General features: G+C 39.4%; 16 protein-coding genes and 1 pseudogene. 2 read left to right on the top strand and 15 right to left on the bottom strand.

The genetic code is table 11. From position 1 onward, the window contains the following. Positions 1 to 76 precede the first annotated feature (76 nt). The 11 genes and pseudogenes from N1I87_RS03395 to cax all read right to left on the bottom strand — a co-directional run. Positions 77 to 376 (bottom strand): annotated as a pseudogene (locus N1I87_RS03395) (HXXEE domain-containing protein); the annotation flags it as partial. Positions 377 to 713: 337 nt separating this feature from the next. Next, positions 714 to 2,096 (bottom strand): 23S rRNA (uracil(1939)-C(5))-methyltransferase RlmD, encoded by a 1,383-nt coding sequence (rlmD, locus tag N1I87_RS03390; protein WP_341100669.1) that lies wholly within the window; start codon positions 2,094 to 2,096, stop codon positions 714 to 716. A gap of 360 nt (positions 2,097 to 2,456) precedes the next feature. Then, positions 2,457 to 3,116, bottom strand: a complete 660-nt coding sequence (locus N1I87_RS03385) for a Yip1 family protein (protein ID WP_341100667.1) — start codon at positions 3,114 to 3,116, stop codon at positions 2,457 to 2,459. 18 nt (positions 3,117 to 3,134) lie between these two features. Then, positions 3,135 to 4,331 (bottom strand): ABC transporter permease, encoded by a 1,197-nt coding sequence (locus tag N1I87_RS03380; protein WP_341100665.1) that lies wholly within the window; start codon positions 4,329 to 4,331, stop codon positions 3,135 to 3,137. Next, positions 4,328 to 5,008 (bottom strand): ABC transporter ATP-binding protein, encoded by a 681-nt coding sequence (locus N1I87_RS03375; RefSeq protein ID WP_003354705.1) that lies wholly within the window; start codon positions 5,006 to 5,008, stop codon positions 4,328 to 4,330. The genes N1I87_RS03380 and N1I87_RS03375 overlap by 4 nt, the downstream gene beginning before the upstream one ends. Further along, complete coding sequence (locus N1I87_RS03370) at positions 5,005 to 6,198, bottom strand: efflux RND transporter periplasmic adaptor subunit (protein WP_341100663.1); 1,194 nt, start codon at positions 6,196 to 6,198, stop codon at positions 5,005 to 5,007. Before N1I87_RS03370 ends, N1I87_RS03375 begins: the two co-directional genes overlap by 4 nt. Before the next feature lie 461 nt (positions 6,199 to 6,659). Further along, positions 6,660 to 7,394, bottom strand: a complete 735-nt coding sequence (pdaA, locus tag N1I87_RS03365) for a delta-lactam-biosynthetic de-N-acetylase (protein ID WP_445285706.1) — start codon at positions 7,392 to 7,394, stop codon at positions 6,660 to 6,662. A gap of 223 nt (positions 7,395 to 7,617) precedes the next feature. Further along, entirely contained in the window at positions 7,618 to 9,174 is a 1,557-nt protein-coding gene (locus N1I87_RS03360) for a fumarate hydratase (protein ID WP_341100661.1), read from the bottom strand. A 280-nt stretch (positions 9,175 to 9,454) separates the two neighbouring features. After that, a complete protein-coding gene (locus N1I87_RS03355) occupies positions 9,455 to 9,634 on the bottom strand; it encodes an SE1561 family protein (protein ID WP_003354697.1) in 180 nt (59 codons plus the stop codon). A gap of 155 nt (positions 9,635 to 9,789) precedes the next feature. After that, positions 9,790 to 10,590, bottom strand: coding sequence for a YfkD famly protein (locus tag N1I87_RS03350; protein WP_341100660.1), 801 nt, complete (start codon positions 10,588 to 10,590; stop codon positions 9,790 to 9,792). A gap of 226 nt (positions 10,591 to 10,816) precedes the next feature. After that, the gene (gene cax, locus N1I87_RS03345; protein WP_341100659.1) at positions 10,817 to 11,869 is read right to left on the bottom strand and encodes a calcium/proton exchanger; all 1,053 of its coding nucleotides are present in this window, start codon (positions 11,867 to 11,869) and stop codon (positions 10,817 to 10,819) included. Between the two features lie 547 nt (positions 11,870 to 12,416). On the opposite strand from cax, the gene N1I87_RS03340 reads away from it, so the two are divergent. Then, entirely contained in the window at positions 12,417 to 14,381 is a 1,965-nt protein-coding gene (locus N1I87_RS03340) for a heavy metal translocating P-type ATPase (RefSeq protein ID WP_340396318.1), read from the top strand. 228 nt (positions 14,382 to 14,609) lie between these two features. Here N1I87_RS03340 and N1I87_RS03335 read toward each other — a convergent pair whose 3' ends face one another. Together N1I87_RS03335 and N1I87_RS03330 are read right to left on the bottom strand one after the other, a co-directional pair. Next, the gene (locus N1I87_RS03335) at positions 14,610 to 14,975 is read right to left on the bottom strand and encodes a hypothetical protein (protein ID WP_341100657.1); all 366 of its coding nucleotides are present in this window, start codon (positions 14,973 to 14,975) and stop codon (positions 14,610 to 14,612) included. A gap of 12 nt (positions 14,976 to 14,987) precedes the next feature. Further along, complete coding sequence (locus N1I87_RS03330) at positions 14,988 to 15,458, bottom strand: low molecular weight protein-tyrosine-phosphatase (RefSeq protein WP_003354691.1); 471 nt, start codon at positions 15,456 to 15,458, stop codon at positions 14,988 to 14,990. A 235-nt stretch (positions 15,459 to 15,693) separates the two neighbouring features. Between N1I87_RS03330 and N1I87_RS03325 the strand changes: the two genes are divergently transcribed. Beyond that, positions 15,694 to 15,915, top strand: coding sequence for a DUF1128 domain-containing protein (locus N1I87_RS03325; protein WP_040341556.1), 222 nt, complete (start codon positions 15,694 to 15,696; stop codon positions 15,913 to 15,915). A gap of 15 nt (positions 15,916 to 15,930) precedes the next feature. Here N1I87_RS03325 and map read toward each other — a convergent pair whose 3' ends face one another. Together map and N1I87_RS03315 are read right to left on the bottom strand one after the other, a co-directional pair. Further along, positions 15,931 to 16,704: a type I methionyl aminopeptidase gene (gene map, locus N1I87_RS03320; RefSeq protein ID WP_048622719.1), complete on the bottom strand. Its 774-nt coding sequence runs from the start codon at positions 16,702 to 16,704 to the stop codon at positions 15,931 to 15,933. Between the two features lie 210 nt (positions 16,705 to 16,914). Then, on the bottom strand, positions 16,915 to 17,430 hold the full coding sequence (locus tag N1I87_RS03315; protein WP_003354688.1) for a type 1 glutamine amidotransferase domain-containing protein: 516 nt from the start codon (positions 17,428 to 17,430) through the stop codon (positions 16,915 to 16,917). Between the last annotated feature and the right edge of the window lie 54 nt (positions 17,431 to 17,484).

The following is a 17,484-nucleotide window of genomic DNA, read 5'->3' as shown; positions in this document are numbered from 1 at the left end:
TAATTAAAAAAGGAGAAACCCTATTTAATAGGACTTCCGTTGCTTGAACAATTATTTTTGTTTTAGTTCAACGATTTTAATAAATTTGTTTAGTGAAGAATTTTCCTATTTTAAATAAAACAGGAATTAGACTTAACAATACTGCTCCTACCACCAATGTTGATAAAAATAATGTTTTAAATGTTAATTCATTACTTTGGAAAAATTGAAATAAAACTAAACTGTTTATAGGAATATTTAATAAAATCCCAGTTATGACTCCGGGTGCATATTTTTTTAACACGATACTTGCAAGTAAATGTGGGAAAATTGCATTAACAATCATAGAACCAAGGAAACCAATAAGAATATATTTAGCCAAACTGGAATTTGGGAGGCAAGAGTTTGTTTTTTGTGTCAGGAGTTTATTTTATCTTTACAACTTTATGTTCAGTCATAATAAACTCCTGCTACTCTCCACCCCTTCAACCCGCATTCCTACGCTACCTATATTTTTCCATTCATAATAAAGTCATGCACGAATCTCTCATTTTCTCGATTTTTTCTGGCAGAACTTTATTATGTTTGAAAATAAAGTCGTGATAGAAAATAGGGGAAAAGGCTTGAGGGAGATGGGTTTCTCCTTTTTACTCACACCTTTTCCCACACTTTTGCACAACTTTGTTTTCATTTTGGCAGGAGTTTATTGTGAATGGCAAGAGTTTATTTTGGCTTTACAACTTTAATTCCAACTGTGTGACGGATTCAACATGAGCCGTCATCGGGAACATATCGACGGGTTGGATGTGATGGATTTTGTACAATGGGCTTAGCGTCTGCAAATCTTTGGCTAACGTGGAAGGGTTGCAGGAAACATACACCATTCTCTTAGGCTTTATGTTCATGATCGTTTTCAAAAATTCACGGTCGCATCCGGATCTAGGTGGGTCAACGACCACAACATCGGGAATCCATCCTTGTTTTTTCCATTTTGGCAACCATTCTTCAGCTGTTCCGGTTTCATACACAAAATGCGACATGCCATGTTTTTCAGCATTTTTACGGGCATCTTCTATTGCTTCCGGGATGACATCCATACCACGTACTTCTTTAGCGTCTTTTCCAAGCCACAGTCCGATCGTTCCAACCCCGCAATAAGCATCTAACACTTTTTCCTTTCCGGTGAGCGAAGCTGCTTTTTTCACTTCGTTGTAAAGCTTGATCGTTTGTTCAAGGTTTAATTGGAAAAATGCACGCGCGGACAGTTCATAACTGAATTCTTCCAATTGCTCTGTAATGGAAGGCTCTCCATACAACAAATACGTTTTCTCTCCGAATATCAGCGATGTCTTTTTTGGATTCACATTTTGCATAATGGAGACAACGTTCGGCAGTCTTTTTTTGATTTCATCCACAATGAGTTGTTTTTTCGGAAGTTCTTTATGAGTAGTAATGAGAACCACTTGAATTTGGCCGGTTTTTGTCCCAATTCGAGTGACGATGGTTCTAACAGCAGGAGTTTTGGTGTGTCCGTCAAAAATAGGAATGTGCAAGTCGGACAAAATTTCTCGAATAATCTGCGTCGCTTTATCCGTTTCTGGATGCTGAACGATACATGTTGAAATATCGACCAGCTTATGAGAATTCAATTGATAAAGCCCTGAAATCACCCGCTCCTTTTGCTTTCCAAGCTGAAATTGGCTTTTATTCCGGTAGTGCCACGGGTCTTCCATGCCGATGGTTGGCCGAATTTCGATTTGTGTTATATCAAACTGGGTATGGCGTTCAAGAGCTTGAATTAAGATATCCCGCTTTTCGACCAATTGGCGTTCGTAGGACAAATGTTGCAGCTGGCAGCCTCCGCATATCTCATAAACGGAACATGGGGGTTTTACACGAAAAGGGGATTTCTTTCTGATTTTTTTGATTCGCCCTTCCGTAAAATTGGGATGCACATTTGTCGCTTCCACCACTACTTCTTCTCCCGGCAGCGCACCGGGAACAAATACGACTTGCCGTTTAAAATATCCAACTCCTTCTCCGTTGATTCCAAGTCTTTTAATCGTAAGCGGAAAAGTCTGGTGTTTTTTAATTTTCACTTGTTGATTGGAACTCACGTTTCTTCACTCGCTTTCTGTTCTTAAAGCGCATGCAGCCAATATTACGGTCTTCATTATGAATCATCTTTTGTACTCATGACAACTATTTATTAATGGAACCAGATATGATTTGTCTCATTCTACCATCTTTATCTCATGAAATCGAATTTCTGCCCTAAATTCCTTTATGATTACTGCTGCAGAAAAACAAGAAGATATTAGATTAGAAGGCGCAATTTCTAAAGCAAAAACGACGGGAATTGCCAAAAAATAGAAAAACCGAAAACAGAGAAAATAAATGACATAAAAAAGAGGTGTATACTATTGTCCGTAGTAGACACCTTTTAATTTTGTTAAGTATATAAGATAATCCATCGTTTACTGACCAGGAAGGAATGCTCCTAAACTGCTAATGCCGGCCACGATGACGAATAAAATAACGAGAAGAATCACCACTTTATTTTTGCTTAACCCTGCTGCTACATGCAAACCTATTCCTAGGACGACATAGTACCAAATGCGAAAAACATCGAAGTTTTGAGCTATGGCATGCAAAATTTTATTTCCCTTAACGAGAGGGGCAAGACTGGTAAAGGAAGTGACTTTATCTGCACCCACCGCCAGGTTAATGATTTCATTTATAATACCGCCTATGACAGAAATCACACTTGCATACATTATAATGGCAAAAAGTTTTTTATACTTTGTATCATTCCCCATCAACATCATGCAGATTTTATAAAATAGAGCTGTTAATAAAAAACCGATGATGCCTGAAAATATGCTGACTATAACGGCAGTTCCAATCGTAAAAGCGGCCGGAACGTGAATATCCAAATCCTTTAAATCGGAACTGTTTAAACCTATATATCCACCAATCCCCCCCGCAACCGCAAACAACACCGTCATATAAAACAGAGGGAGTCCTATGGGCGCGTTTGTTTTCATTCTTTCAAACTGAACGGCAGGAGAAAAAATCATGCCGCTTAAAGAAGGTTTTTTCATGATCTCTTCATTCACTTCTACTTTTGTTTCCATCTGATCCCTTCCTTTCCATTATTCATAGCGCAAAGCTTCAATAGGTTCCATTTTAGCTGCTTTATTAGCCGGAATTAATCCAAAAATGATGCCTAAAACCATGGAGAATAATACTCCTCCTATGACCACTTGAGGCGATACGAGAGGCGGCCAATGGGCAAAGGCGGATATGATGTAAGCTCCCCCTACTCCTAAACCGATGCCAATCATTCCGCCTAAAAGGGTTAGCATCATCGATTCAATCAAAAACTGTAATAAAATCTTTCCTCTTGATGCTCCTAATGCTTTTCGGATCCCAATCTCCCTTGTCCTCTCTGTGACGGATACTAACATAATATTCATTACACCTATTCCGCCAACAAGCAAAGAAATGCTCGCTATTCCGGCGATAATCATTGTCATAATATTCGTTATTTTCGAAATCCCTTGTTTTAACGTTTCCAGATCAAAAATGACATATTTCCCTTTTAGATCAGCTGATTTCGTATGATTGAGCATATTGACTGCTTTTTTACCGGCTAGCTCTAATTGATTCACATTCTTGGTTTGAATAGTAACGGATTGTATATTCTCAGTTCCAAACAGCGCAGGCCAAAGGGATATCGGCATAAGCACTTCTGGTGAATCCAAAAATGATTGATTTCCCGTCTTATAAACGCCAACAACCTGAAACGGCTGCCCCTTGATCGTAATAATGGAACCGACAGAACGTTCTCTTTTAAAGAATTCTTGTTCTGCTTTCTCATTGATCATCACAACATTATTCGACTGAGAAAAATCATGTTCAGACAACATGCGTCCTTTTGTTACTTGTACCGAATGAACCGCAAAATAGTCATGAATAATTCCTGTTATACTGGCATTGATTGATTTATCTCCAATCATGATCGAATCCATGCTTGTATTAGTAGGAATAACGTGAGAAACCTCAGGTATCTTCCTTAATTGAAATAAGTCCTCTTGTGTAAAAGTAGGAGCGTCATTTATAGATAGATCCGATAGTTCGTCCTCATCCGGTTGAAATTGAATTTCTAACGTATTATTGCCCGAACCCGCCAATTGGGATTTTAATGCTTCAGAACCTCCCTGTCCGATCGCTACTACCGCAATAATGGAACCAACCCCAATAATGATTCCCAACATGGTTAAAATAGAACGCATTTTGTGAGAGAGAATAGAAGTGAGCGCTATTTTAATGCTATCTAACAAATTCATAGACTATACCTCTCGTCTTGTATGATTTTTCCGTCTTTAATATGGATATGGCGTGAAGTATAAGCAGCTACCTCTTTTTCATGTGTGACGATGATAATGGTGATTCCTTCTTTGTTTAATTGAGTAAAAATGTTCATGATTTGCTCACTAGCGGTAGAATCTAAAGCTCCTGTCGGTTCATCGGCCAAAATTAACGTTGGTTTGGTCGCAATCGCTCGAGCAATCGCCACACGCTGTTTTTGTCCTCCCGATAGTTGATTAGGTAAATGATTCATACGATCAGCCAATCCCACTTTTTCTAAGGCTTCTATCGAACGTCTTTGTCTTTCTTTTTTTCTCATTCCGCCATAGAGAAGAGGGAGTTCGACATTGGCTAAAGCTGATAAACGAGGCAGCAAGTGAAATTGTTGAAATACGAATCCGATATATTGATTTCGAATAAGAGCCATTTTAGATTCTTCTGCCTTCAAAACATCGATATGATTAAGGATATAGCTTCCACTGGTGGGGCGATCTAAACAACCGATAATATTCATAAGTGTCGATTTTCCTGAACCGGATGGCCCCATGATGGAAACGAATTCCCCTTGTTCAATCTCCAGGTTGATATTTTGAAGAGCAGAAACTTCTAAAGATCCTTGTGAGTAGTTCTTTTGAATATTTTTTAAGCTAATCATTTAATCTCCACTTCCATGCCCGAATCCATCGTGTGAGAAGGATTTTTCACTACTTTTTCCCCTTCTTTTAAACCATCTACTACTTCCGTCCATTCTCCCGTGCTAATCCCAGTAGTAATGTTTCGCTTTTGCACTTTTCCTTTTGACACTACATATACATATGTAGAACCATCTTTTTCCTGAACACTGTTTTGCGGAACGGTCAATACTTTTTTAGAGGACAAGACGACCTGAATGGCTACATGATACCCTGGAGATAATCCCTCTTGAGAATGAAGTTTTGCTTTAAAGGTATAATAAGAAAGATTGGACGTCGATTGTCCTGCTTCTCCGGAAAGCTGTCCGGTCCCTGAATTAGTTGCTGCCGGAAACTCGCTTACCTCCACAATCTTCCCATTCCAAGATTTATTGGGCACAGCATTAGCAGTTACTTTAATCGGCTGATTAGCTTGTATTTGTGCTTTTTGCAATTCCGATAAAGTTCCTTGAATTTGAAATGGTTCTTTCGAGACAATATTCATGATAGGCGTTCCTTGAAGAGCCATCGTTTCAGAAGAAGTTCCTTCTTCTGTAATCCCAGTACTTTCTTCGGAATCTTGATGCAAATTTTTTACATAACCGTTTATAGGACTATGTATCGTTAATTGATTTAATTTGGTTTGTAATTCTTCTTCTTGCAATTGATTTTTTTCCATTTCCAGCTCAATGGTTCTTCTTTGATTTTCCAGATCTTCTAATTGAGATTCTAATGATGAATTGTCGCTAGCAGCCTTTTTTTCTTTTTTCAAAGCTTTAATCTTGTCGTTCACTTGATTGTAATTCAACATCGTTATTTTTTTATCAATGCTTGCTTGTTTTAATTGTAGATTTAAGTCATCATTTTCATAAGTGAACAGCTTTTGGCCTTTTTCTACCTCTTGGCCTTCTTTCACATAAATTTCTTTTATCTTCCCTTTGGACGGATCGAAATAAATCGTTTCAACTTTTCCTGGAACAACTTGGCCGGAAATCAGTTTCGTATTACTAATTGGTCTTTTTGTGACACTCATCAGCTGAACGGTCTTTGTCACGTTCTTTCTTTTTTCCATAAAAAAAACATTTATCGCGACCACCAAGAGGATTAAAACAGCAATCCCGGCCACAATCCATTTCTTTTTTGTATTTACTTTTTCTGTTCGTTCTAGTTCCATAATGTTACTCCCTTATTTATGGACTATGCCTCCTTCCATTAAACTTTTAAAAAACGGAAAAAAATTTAAAAAGATCCCCCCCTTTTTTATCACACAAAATCTCTAACAAATCATAGAAAATATTACCAAACAACCATCTATTTCACAATATTTTTACAGATTATTTATAAAATTTCATAAAATTGTTAGTTTTAACTATAAAAACACAAAATTTTGGATAGAAATTTTTTATACTTCATCGACTTTTACGCTCATTTTCCTGAATATTCGGAACTATACATGCATAACAACTTGGTTATTGCACATCCAAAAGTCCTTGTTCAATCACTTTCCATAAACAAGAAAGGGCAACCTCTCAGGCAGCCCTTCTTTCCACTTTTATAGACGAAGACTCCCCAAAAATATTTTTCGGAAGCCGACTCAATCCCGATCATAGTCCGCTGCTGGTGGGGGTTATAGGATCACTTCTTTTTGTTTTGGCTTTTTGTTAAATAATCCAAGCTTTTAAATTGGTAGCCTTCTTTTTTTAAATCTTGGATGACTTTTTCTAAAGCTTCCGCGTTATCTTTCGATACAGTATGAAGCAATAAAATCGCGCCCGGATGAGCCTGAGCCATGATGTTTTGATAGGCGTATTTCCACCCTTTTTGATTATTGGTCTGCCAGTCGACAAATGCAAGCGACCAAAGAACATGGGTATATCCTTCCTCTTTCGCCAAAGCCAATGTTCTCTCACTTAAAATCCCCCGCGGTGGACGCATATAGTTCATCTCTTTTTGCTTCGTCAATTTGGCTGTTTTCTCTTTTACTTTCTTTAATTCCAGCTTTAGTTTTTCGTCGCTCACTTGCGTTAAGTCAGGGTGGCTCCAAGAATGATTTCCAACGATATGCCCTTCTTTCACCATTCTTTGCACCAGTTCGGGGGCTGTTTTTAAATAGTGTCCTGTTACAAAAAAGGCGGCCGGCACATGTTCTTTTTTGAGCACGTCTAAAATTTGAGCTGTATAGCCATTTTCATATCCATTATCAAACGTTAAATAAAGAATTTTTTTGTTGCTTGGCCCTTTATAATAACTGCCGTACTTAGCCAACAGCTCGTCATATTCCTGTCCCGCTTCTGCCGGTTTTCCGTTTTGAGCTTTTTTAAATCCCCAGTGAATGGGTTGATTAGAAAGCGCCGATGCAGGCGTCGCCATGAAACATGCCAGCAAAAGCGTGCTTATCCATACTATCAGTGTACGTCTTCGCATGTTATCCTTCCTTTACAACGTATTTCTTGTTGCTTTCTTGCCATGAAATGCAGGATCTGTCTTGCCTATTTTTTGTGAAAAAAAAGGATTCATGCCGACTTTTCCATTCCTTTTTCTGTAAGTTGTAAAATAAAAAAGAGGCTGACGAAAAGTCATCCTCCCGATAGGATTATTGAAATACAGGTTCTTTCAATTGCACCAATTTTTCTAATGAAGATTTCTCCACATCTTCATGCAGGCTATTTCCGTGGGAATCCATCGTGACAACGGCCGTAAATCCTTTCACTCTTAAATGCCACATGGCTTCAGGAATGCCAAATTCCATTAAATCCACGCCTTCTACTGATTGAATGCAATCCGCATAATATTGCGCAGCACCACCAATAGCATTCAAATATACGCCGCCATGTTCTTTTAACGCCGCCAACGTTTTCGGTCCCATGCCACCTTTTCCGATCACGGCACGGATGCCAAATTTTTTCATAATGTCTCCTTGATAAGGCTCTTCGCGAATCGAAGTAGTCGGACCAGCCGCTTTGACATGCCAATTTCCTTCGTCATCTTTCAGCATGACCGGACCGCAGTGATAAATGATTTGACCGTTTAAATCAACGGGTGCTTCATGATCCATTAAATATTTATGAATGGCATCACGGCCTGTATAGATCATGCCGTTAATTTGAACAACGTCCCCTACTTTCAGCTGGCGTATTTGTTCTTCCGTAATCGGCGCTTCTAAAGTGACGACTTTGCTTTTCGATGAATCTTCATTAGATGCTGCCGTTTCTTTTTCTGCTTCCGATAGTTCAAAAGTGATTTTTTCTCCATCTTGATACAACCATTCGGAAATGGCGCCAGTATTCGGATCAATCTTAACGCCGAGGCGGCGGAATGCCCAGCAGTTATAAGCCACGGAAACAAAGAAGCTGGCAGGAATTCGGTTCATAACGCCAATTTTGCAGCCAAGGAGGGTCGTTTCTCCTCCAAATCCCATGGTTCCGATTCCTAACTTGTTAGCGTTTTCCATGATATACTCTTCCAGCTTGCGCAAATCTTCATTCGGATTGACATCATCTACCGGTCTGAATAATTGCTCTTTGGCCAAATCATATCCGGATGAACGATCTCCTCCGATTCCGACTCCAATAAATCCAGCGCTGCAGCCTTGCCCTTGAGCTTGATAAACGGCATGCAAAATACATTTACGAATGCCGTCCAAATCACGACCCGCTCTTCCCAATCCTTCCAATTCACAAGGCAAGCTGTATTGAATGTTTTTATTTTCGCATCCGCCGCCTTTTAAAATCAAACGGACATCTATATAATCTTCTTCCCACTGCTCGAATTTAATGACAGGCGTCCCGGCTCCAATATTATTTCCGGAGTTCTTGCCCGTTAAGGAATCGACCGAATTAGGACGCAATTTTCCATCTTTTGTCGCTTGTTCGATCGCCTCATAAATCGCCTGTTTTAACTTGATTTGGTTCACTCCGACTGGTGTTTTGATTTTAAAAGTAGGCAGCCCCGTATCTTGGCAAATAGGCGAAACATTGTCATCGGCCATTTGAATATTTTGGGTAATAGTAGCTAAGCTCATAGCCGCTCTTGTACCGGCATTTTCTTTCCTTTTAGCAGCCAAAATGGCTCGGCGGACATCTTTTGGCAAATTAGTGGAAGTCTCTACAATCAATTGGTACATACTCTCTTTAAACTTTTCGAAATCCATGTTTTCCCCTCTCCCTTTTACTGCAAAAAATATGTATTGACAAAATAGACAAAAAATTCCCCCTATCATTATACTTTGTGAGCTGAAGGTTGAAAAGACAAATATGGAATCGGTTACAAAAAAGTTTATGGAAACGCCATGCTTGCAGTCACGAAAGATGCCTTGCAAAGCTCTTCTTTTTTCATGCAACACTAAATGGGTGAAACGTTCATAAGTGGAAAAAACGAGCGAAAAGAACCTATCCCTTAAAATAAATCAAGCAGCCGAAAAAAAACGGCTGCTATCTGTCGCGAAACTGCTTGTATTTTTCTTCTATTTCCTCGACGATTTGAATTAATCGATCGATATCTTCAATATCCGTTGATTCTGGTTCCAATGAATCCAATACCGTCAAAAACATGTTCAGTCTCTCTTTTAAATAGCTCAGCTGTTTATTTGTATCATAAATTGTTTTCCCCACTATTTTCTCTCCCTTCTTTTTTATCATAATCAAGCTTTTTCAAAAAAGCAATTTGCATTGCAAGAAACCCTGTTTCCAACAAAAGACCAGACACCTAACACAAGCGGATGATAATGGTTCATCCTCCTGCTTGGTTCTGGCCTTCATTATTCTTTCTATTTAGGTTCGCTCGATGTGACGAAGGCAAACGTCACATGGTCCTGAATGGGAATCCACGCTCCAATTCCTTGTGAGGTTACATTCTTGACAACAATCGATCTTTTCATTCCTTTCAGTACAATAAATACTTCTCCATACGTAACTTTTCCTTTTTCATTCACCGCGGGTGCGTATGCATATAAATAGCCAAGCCTTTGTGCCGGGATATTATAAACCTGGCTTTTTTTCGTACCGGCTCCAATCGTTGTTGAAAATGAAAGTGGAAGTTTTGTTTTTTGTGCCGCAGTCAGCATCATCATTTTCTGAACATCATCTGCATGAGGAATTTTAGCGGTTAAACCGCCTTTGATCTGTTTTTGCATTCCCTGTACATAATGGATTTTGTAATTGGCATTACCGCCGCGGTTATCAAAATAATTCGTATTGATTTTTTGATATTCCCAATTGGGAACCGTTTCGCTCGATTCATAATTCAGAGGCCATTCCCCCAAATAAATAGTGGCTCTCAATCCGATAGCAAAGGGTGTTTTGTTAATGGAAGTTTCATTCAACATTCGAATTAAATCGGGATTTTCAATTTTCACTTTAGATGTACTCAGCAAATCCTTCGTAAATTCGCTTGGCTGCAAAGACGGAAGATCTTGCGTCGGGTTCGGATAGGTGTTTTCTTTCGCTATATTCATCACAGATGAAGGCATTTGATAATGCCGATTGTCGCTTTTTTTGGCCGCCTCCGCAGCCGTTACGGTGAACAGGGATAGAAAGAAAGTTATCAGGACAATGCGGTACACTTTCATGAATGCTTTACTCCCTTCTCTTCGATGTCTACTTTTTTATAGAGTTTCCCATATTCTTTTTCCTATCCCTTTTTCAAGAAAAAAGAGAACGGCTATGATAGGTAAAAAAGCTTATGAAAATGAAAAACGCTGACTAAGTGTCAGCGTTTTAGAATAGATCCTTCTCTGTCAATAAAATAGAATAATTTTTAATCACTGTTTATTCTTCCATACCAGATTTTATTCGCTACAGCAAATAAAATCCAATTCCCATTATGAAATAGGCAGCTATTAATGTCAGCCCTTCAAACCAGTTCGACTCTCCGTCGTTTTGGATGACAATCGTCAACAAGACGGCCGTGACCATGGAAATTAATTCTGGCAACGTAAAGATTAACGGCATAGACTGTTCAAAAAACATCGATGCGAGCACCAATATCGGTGCTACAAACATGGCTACTTGGAGTGTAGAGCCGATGGCAATTTCCACTGCGATATCCATTTTATTTTTCATGGACATAAGAACGGCAGAAGCATGCTCCGCTGCATTTCCGACTATGGCGACTATAATGACCCCGATAAACAATTCACTCCAGCCGAATTTGTCCGCCACAACTTCAAATGTATGTACCAGATTTTCAGAAACGTAAGCCACTGCAATCGTCGCCAACGCCAATATAACCATGGCTTTCCCTTTTTTCCATTCCGGCTCTTCATGCTCTTCCTGACTTTCTTGTGTGGAATGATACACTCCGCGATGAGTAACCAATTTAAAGAACAAGGCAGCCAAGTACAAGAGAATCATGATTACTGCAATCCCAATGCTTAATGAAAAAGTTTTGTCTCCAGTCATCTTTAAAGAAAAAATTTCCGGGATAACAAAGGCCACAATGACAGCAAACATTAACAGCCCGGAATTATGTCTGGCGTCATACACATTAAACTTTTGCCTTTTAAATTTCAGTCCCCCTAAAAAAAAGGAAAGCCCGGCAACTAAAAGCAGATTTCCTAAAACCGAACCAGTCAAAGAAGCCAATACAACTTCAACAAGACCCGCTTTTAAAGAAAAAATAGAAATAATTAATTCAACGGCATTTCCAAATGTCGCATTTAAAAGTCCGCCAATTCTGGGCCCGGCAATAATGGCCAAACTTTCTGTCGCCCTGCCCATATAACTGGCCAATGCAATAATGGTGAAACAATAAACGACAAACATCATGACAGCTGGCCAATGAAGCAGAGCCCCTATAACGGACAAAGGAACCCCGGCAAATACCATAATGGCAAAAATCTTATTCATAAACAAACCTCATTTCTTTCTAAATTATTTCATGAGTAAAAGAATCCGGTATTGAATTTTTCCAACAATTGGTCTTAAGCATTATCTAAAATGCTAAAAGGCTTGTCAGATGTTTTCCAAGTTTCTATTATAAATTTTTTCACTTCTTATGAAAGCCGTTAACCTTTTAGTCCCTTTTTCATAACATTTTTGAATATACCATTTTTATACATTATACATCAAATTTTTTTGTCTTGCCTTTTTATCACTATTCATTATTTTCAATTTCATTGCTTGTAAAGAAGATGCAACCCCTTTTTCCGAATCGAAAGTTCTTTTTCTGGAATGAGTTCTATCCCGCTTTTTCAATATAAGAAATCTTTCTGGTTTTTATTCTTCACATCTGAAACAATATATGTTAATATATAGCTATATTATAATAATTTTAATTTAAAAAATATATTAATCACCTTATATTACTTATTTTAATGCTATTATCAATATAATGAAGGTGATTATTATTCTCAATTAAAAAGAGTTTATTTTCAATTAAACAAGGAGGGTCACGATGAGCGCAGATGCGAATGCTTTGACAAATAAAAAAATCGTTCAAACGAAAATGGCGAAGTTGGAGAAACTGAAACCGCATCTTGAATTAATGGCAGCTTTATTAAGCGGTTTGCTTATTTTAGCAGCTTGGATAACGGAAAAAAATCATGCCGGACTGGTTCCAAGTGTGCTCTACCTGCTGGCGTTTGCTATCGGCGGGTTTGCCAAAGCAAAAGAAGGCATTGAAGAAACCATAAAAAATAAAGAATTAAATGTAGAAATATTAATGATTGTTGCAGCCATCGGATCAGCGAGCATCGGATACTGGACAGAAGGAGCTGTTTTAATTTTTATTTTTTCTGTCAGCGGAGCTTTAGAAACGTATACCATGAATAAAAGCCAAAAAGAAATCTCTTCCTTAATGGATCTGCAGCCAGAAGAAGCGTGGCGAATCACCAACGGAAATTTAGAAAGAGTTCCCGTTTCCAGTCTTAATATCGGCGACTTGATTATCGTGAAACCGGGTGAACGCATCCCTTCTGACGGCCGGATCGTAAAGGGAAGCTCTTCTGTAGATGAATCGGCGATTACCGGGGAATCCATGCCCGTAACGAAACAACTGGGTGAAGAAGTTTTTGCCGGAACCGTCAATATCAATGGCTCCATTACTGTTGAAATTACGAAACGATCGAATGAAACTCTATTCCAAAAAATCATTGAGCTTGTCCAATCTGCTCAAAGCGAAAAATCACCTTCACAGCTTTTTATTGAAAAATTCGAAGGGCGCTATGTCAAAGTGGTGTTGGCGGTTGTCTTGCTGATGATGTTTCTACCGCATTATTTGTTTGGATGGAGTTGGAATGAAACGTTCTATCGTGCAATGGTCCTTTTAGTTGTCTCTTCTCCGTGCGCCCTAGTCGCATCCATTATGCCCGCTACTCTAGCGGCGATTTCCAATGGCGCCCGGAACGGAATCTTAGTAAAAGGCGGCGTTCACTTAGAAAATTTAAGCCATTTAAAAGCAATCGCGTTTGACAAGACCGGTACGCTGACGAAAGGAAAACCGGAAGTAACAGACATCATTGTCCGGAACGGCTTAGAAGAAGCGCATCTTATTCAAATGGCCGCTTCAATTGAAAATCAATCGAATCATCCGCTTGCACAGGCTATCGTAAAATTTGCCGAAGATAAGGAAATTCCGCTTTTAGAAGTAGACCAATTGGAAGACGTGGCCGGTTCTGGTGTAAAGGCAGCGATGGGAGGCGAAGAATGGAAAATCGGCAAAGCGGAATTCGTCGGTAAGGATGAGGCGCTTTCTTTCGCAAATGGAAAAGCAAAAGAGTTGGCGTCAGAAGGAAAAACCGTCGTTTTTGTCCGCGATTCGAACGGAATTGCTGCTCTCTTTGCTTTGAAAGACAGCATTCGGCCCGATGCCAAAAAAGCCATTGATCTTCTGCGCCAAGAAGGAATTTATACGATTATGTTGACCGGAGATAGCGATAAAACAGCGTACACCATCGGGAAAGAAGCTCACTTAGACGGTTATATTGCCGAATGCCTGCCCCAGCACAAAGCGGACTATGTGAAAAAAATTATGGAAAAATACGGGACGGTCGCAATGGTTGGCGACGGCATTAATGACGCCCCTGCCTTAGCAACCGCAAACGTTGGAATTGCCATGGGAGAAGGAACAGACGCAGCGCTTGAAACGGCTGATATTATTTTGATGAAAAATGATTTAGCCAAAATTGCCAATGCGATTCAGCTTTCCAAAAGAATGAATAAAATCGTAAAACAAAATATCGTCTTTTCGATCGCAGTCATTATGTTGTTAATTTGCTCCAACTTCCTTCAAATTCTCGATCTTCCTTTCGGAGTGATCGGTCACGAAGGAAGCACGATCTTAGTGATTTTAAACGGGCTTCGGCTTTTGAAATCTCCAAAAGAAAAAGCGTTCGAAGCGCAAGAATTAAAAGCTTATTGAAAAACGAGAAAAGGGGAGCGGCTAAAACGCTCCCCCTTTTTTATGAGTTGCTGCATAAAACGTATTGAAGTTATGGAATCGATCAAGCGGATTTTCAGGTTCAGCAGCTCCGGCTTTATCATTCTGTTCGCTTATTGCTCTCTGTTATCTTTTTGGCCGTTCAAGAGCCTTTCATGACCTTTTCATCCAAACACCCTTCAGAGCACACCGATTCCATACCATAGTCCACTACTTTCCGTTTTCCGTCGTTTCCTTTTCGTTATGGATGTCTTGATAGGATGCATCCTTTTTTTCAGGCAAAAACGTATCTTTTGCTTCCGTTAGCAATTCCTTCACTTGCGGTGTTAAATCACGAAGATCCTCCACTTTTTCGCGGATAAAGCCTACATCTTCATTCACTTGTTTGACCGTTTCTTTAGCTTTTTCTACTATCTCCTTAGTGGAAGAAATGATGCGATTTGGATCTTTTGCGATTTGGACAACATATTGGCACACTTTAGACATTTTGGAGCGTGTGGACTTGTCCAATAAACTGACAGCAGCCCCTGCGGCAGCACCGATAAACATTCCTACAAAGAATTTATTTCTCCCCATTTTTTTACCCCCTTAAAGGTTATGTTCCTTTTTAATTAGCGCAAGCAGACGGTCGCAGCCTTTTTTGATCAACTCATAAACCTCTTCAAAATTACCGGTGAAATAAGGATCAGGCACATCCTTTTGCTCAGATTCTTCCACTAAGTCAAGCAAACGAATGATGTGTGTAGTGGAAGCATCTCCAGCAAGCTTATGTAAATCATCCACGTTGCTTTGATCCATCGCCACAATATAGTCGAATTTGTTTAAGTCTTCTCGCTGTACTTGGCGGGCGACAAGCCCTTCATGGTTAATTTGATATTTTTTTAATATGGACAACGTTCCATGATGAGGAGATTCTCCGATATGCCAGCCGCCGATGCCGGCTGAGTCAACCGCAATTTTTTGATCTAACTTTTCTCGTTTTACCATGTCGCGAAACATCGCCTCAGCCATGGGAGAACGACAAATATTTCCTAAGCAGACAAACAAGACGTGAATCAATCCAACCCTTCCTTTCTTTAAAGCAAATGGTATTATCATTATTCTACAAAATTTTTCATTGAAAAACGACAAAGAAATAGTGGTATTTCTTTGTCATTGTTCATAGAACACGAACGAAAGCGACCTTTCGGCTTTCAAACCATAGATCCTGTCTCTTCTCGCTCGGTTTGACAGGAATGAAAAAACATGAAAATATATGAATAAGTACTAGCCGAAAAGGGAAAGGATGGATCAAGTGGATCTCTCAAAAAACACATTAGAAAATATTGAGTTTATGGTGGAAAAGATTAAAGAAAAGCTAAAAATGGTCAACGGTGATGCTTTAAAATCTACTAATTTTAGTTCCGACAAATATGAAGAACTAAAAGAAATTTATGAACTAGTACAGAGAAAAAATCATTTCAGCCCTAATGAGATGCAAGCGATTGTGGAAGAACTCGGATATTTGAGAAAGTAAGGAAAAACTGCCGGTTTAGTGGGAGCCGGCAGTTTTTTCTTCCTCTTGATCGGTTAGTATGAGAATTCCGTCCTTTGTAACAGCGATCGTATGCTCATATTGAGCAGACAGCGATCCATCCATTGTTCTAGCCGTCCAGCCATTAGCGTCCATTTTCGTTGCCCAATGGCCTATGTTCACCATCGGTTCAATCGTAAAGACCATCCCTTCTTTTATGCGCGGACCTTTTCCAGGGAGGCCGAAATGAGGAACATCCGGTTTCTCATGAATGACCGCACCAATTCCATGGCCGATAAAATCTCGAACGACAGAAAAACCTTCCGCCTCCACATAAGTTTGAATAGCGTGGCCAATATCTCCAATTCTATTTCCTATTTTCACCTGTTCGATTCCTTTATATAACGCTGTCTTCGTTACATCTAATAATTTTTGGGTTTGTGGATCGACTTCTCCAACAGCATAAGACCAAGCCGAATCTGCCAGCCCGCCGTTTAACCGGACCACCATATCAATCGTGACAATATCTCCTTCTTTTAACGCTTGTTTCCGAGGAAATCCATGACATACTTCATCGTTTACGCTCGCGCAAGTTGCATATTCGTAGCCACGATATCCTTTTTGTTCCGGTGTCGCTCCGTGTTTTTTCAAATATTCGTCCACGAAAACTTCAATGTCCCAAGTAGTCACTCCCGGCTTAATCAGTTTAGCTATTTCTTTATGGGTGGAAGCAAGAAGCTTTCCCGCTTCATGCATTTTTTCAATCTCACGTGGAGATTTCAATACGATCATGAAAATCCTACCTTTCTTTTTTGCTCCGTTTCATTTCTCAAGTTTAAGGAAACGCACAATGATATGTTTCAATATTCTATGTTTATTATATGGTTTTTTTCTTTACTTTTACAAAAAAAATGAAGGGTTTGACTCGCTGACACAATCATTTCTCGTCGTGTCAGCAAGTCAAACCCTTGACTAATGCCTTCTTCATGTCGTAAAAATGTTCTATTGCAAAAGTTTCAAGGATTCGCGATTAAACGCCGGAATATCGTCTGGTGTCCGGCTCGTTACTAATTGGTTGTCGCTTACAACCACTTCTTCATCTTTATAATGAGCGCCGGCGTATTCCATATCAACACGAATGGATTTGTAGCCAGTAGCCGTTTTTCCTTCCAGAGCTTTCGCCGTGATGAGGAGCTGTGGACCATGGCAAATCGCAAATACCGGTTTTTTAGAATCCATAAAATCTTTTACAAATTGAACAAACCGGTCATCGGCACGTAATATGTCTGGTGAAAATCCTCCCGGGATCAACAAAGCATCGTAATTTTCCACTTTCGCGTTATCGATGCTTTCATCGATCGTAATAACAGCGTCGCCATGTTTGCCTTTTACCGTTTTCCCTTTTTCTTTTTCAATATTGACAATTTCATGGCCTGCTTCTTTATAGGCTTTTACAGGTTCAGTGTACTCAGAGTCTTCCACCATATCTGTTACCAATACGGCAATTTTTTTACCCATCGTTTGTTCTCCCCCTTTACGACTTTATCCGATATTTATTGTACCCCTTCTTTT

This window comes from Bacillus sp. FSL W8-0102, from assembly GCF_038007225.1.
Classification (GTDB): Bacteria; Bacillota; Bacilli; order Bacillales; family DSM-4216; genus Bacillus_O; species Bacillus_O smithii.
Note: the sequence above shows the minus strand (reverse complement) of the source record. Positions and strands in the feature narration are given on the sequence as shown.

Bases quoted from the DNA above. Each gene is read 5' to 3' on its own strand.
- N1I87_RS03385 (WP_341100667.1), bottom strand. From the start codon at position 3,116: ATGGAAACAAAAGTAGAAGTGAATGAAGAGATCATGAAAAAACCTTCT.
- N1I87_RS03380 (WP_341100665.1), bottom strand. From the start codon at position 4,331: ATGAATTTGTTAGATAGCATTAAAATAGCGCTCACTTCTATTCTCTCT.
- N1I87_RS03375 (WP_003354705.1), bottom strand. From the start codon at position 5,008: ATGATTAGCTTAAAAAATATTCAAAAGAACTACTCACAAGGATCTTTA.
- N1I87_RS03370 (WP_341100663.1), bottom strand. From the start codon at position 6,198: ATGGAACTAGAACGAACAGAAAAAGTAAATACAAAAAAGAAATGGATT.
- pdaA (WP_445285706.1), bottom strand. From the start codon at position 7,394: ATGGCGACGCCTGCATCGGCGCTTTCTAATCAACCCATTCACTGGGGA.
- N1I87_RS03360 (WP_341100661.1), bottom strand. From the start codon at position 9,174: ATGGATTTCGAAAAGTTTAAAGAGAGTATGTACCAATTGATTGTAGAG.
- N1I87_RS03350 (WP_341100660.1), bottom strand. From the start codon at position 10,590: ATGAAAGTGTACCGCATTGTCCTGATAACTTTCTTTCTATCCCTGTTC.
- cax (WP_341100659.1), bottom strand. From the start codon at position 11,869: ATGAATAAGATTTTTGCCATTATGGTATTTGCCGGGGTTCCTTTGTCC.
- N1I87_RS03340 (WP_340396318.1), top strand. From the start codon at position 12,417: ATGAGCGCAGATGCGAATGCTTTGACAAATAAAAAAATCGTTCAAACG.
- N1I87_RS03335 (WP_341100657.1), bottom strand. From the start codon at position 14,975: ATGGGGAGAAATAAATTCTTTGTAGGAATGTTTATCGGTGCTGCCGCA.
- map (WP_048622719.1), bottom strand. From the start codon at position 16,704: ATGATCGTATTGAAATCTCCACGTGAGATTGAAAAAATGCATGAAGCG.
- N1I87_RS03315 (WP_003354688.1), bottom strand. From the start codon at position 17,430: ATGGGTAAAAAAATTGCCGTATTGGTAACAGATATGGTGGAAGACTCT.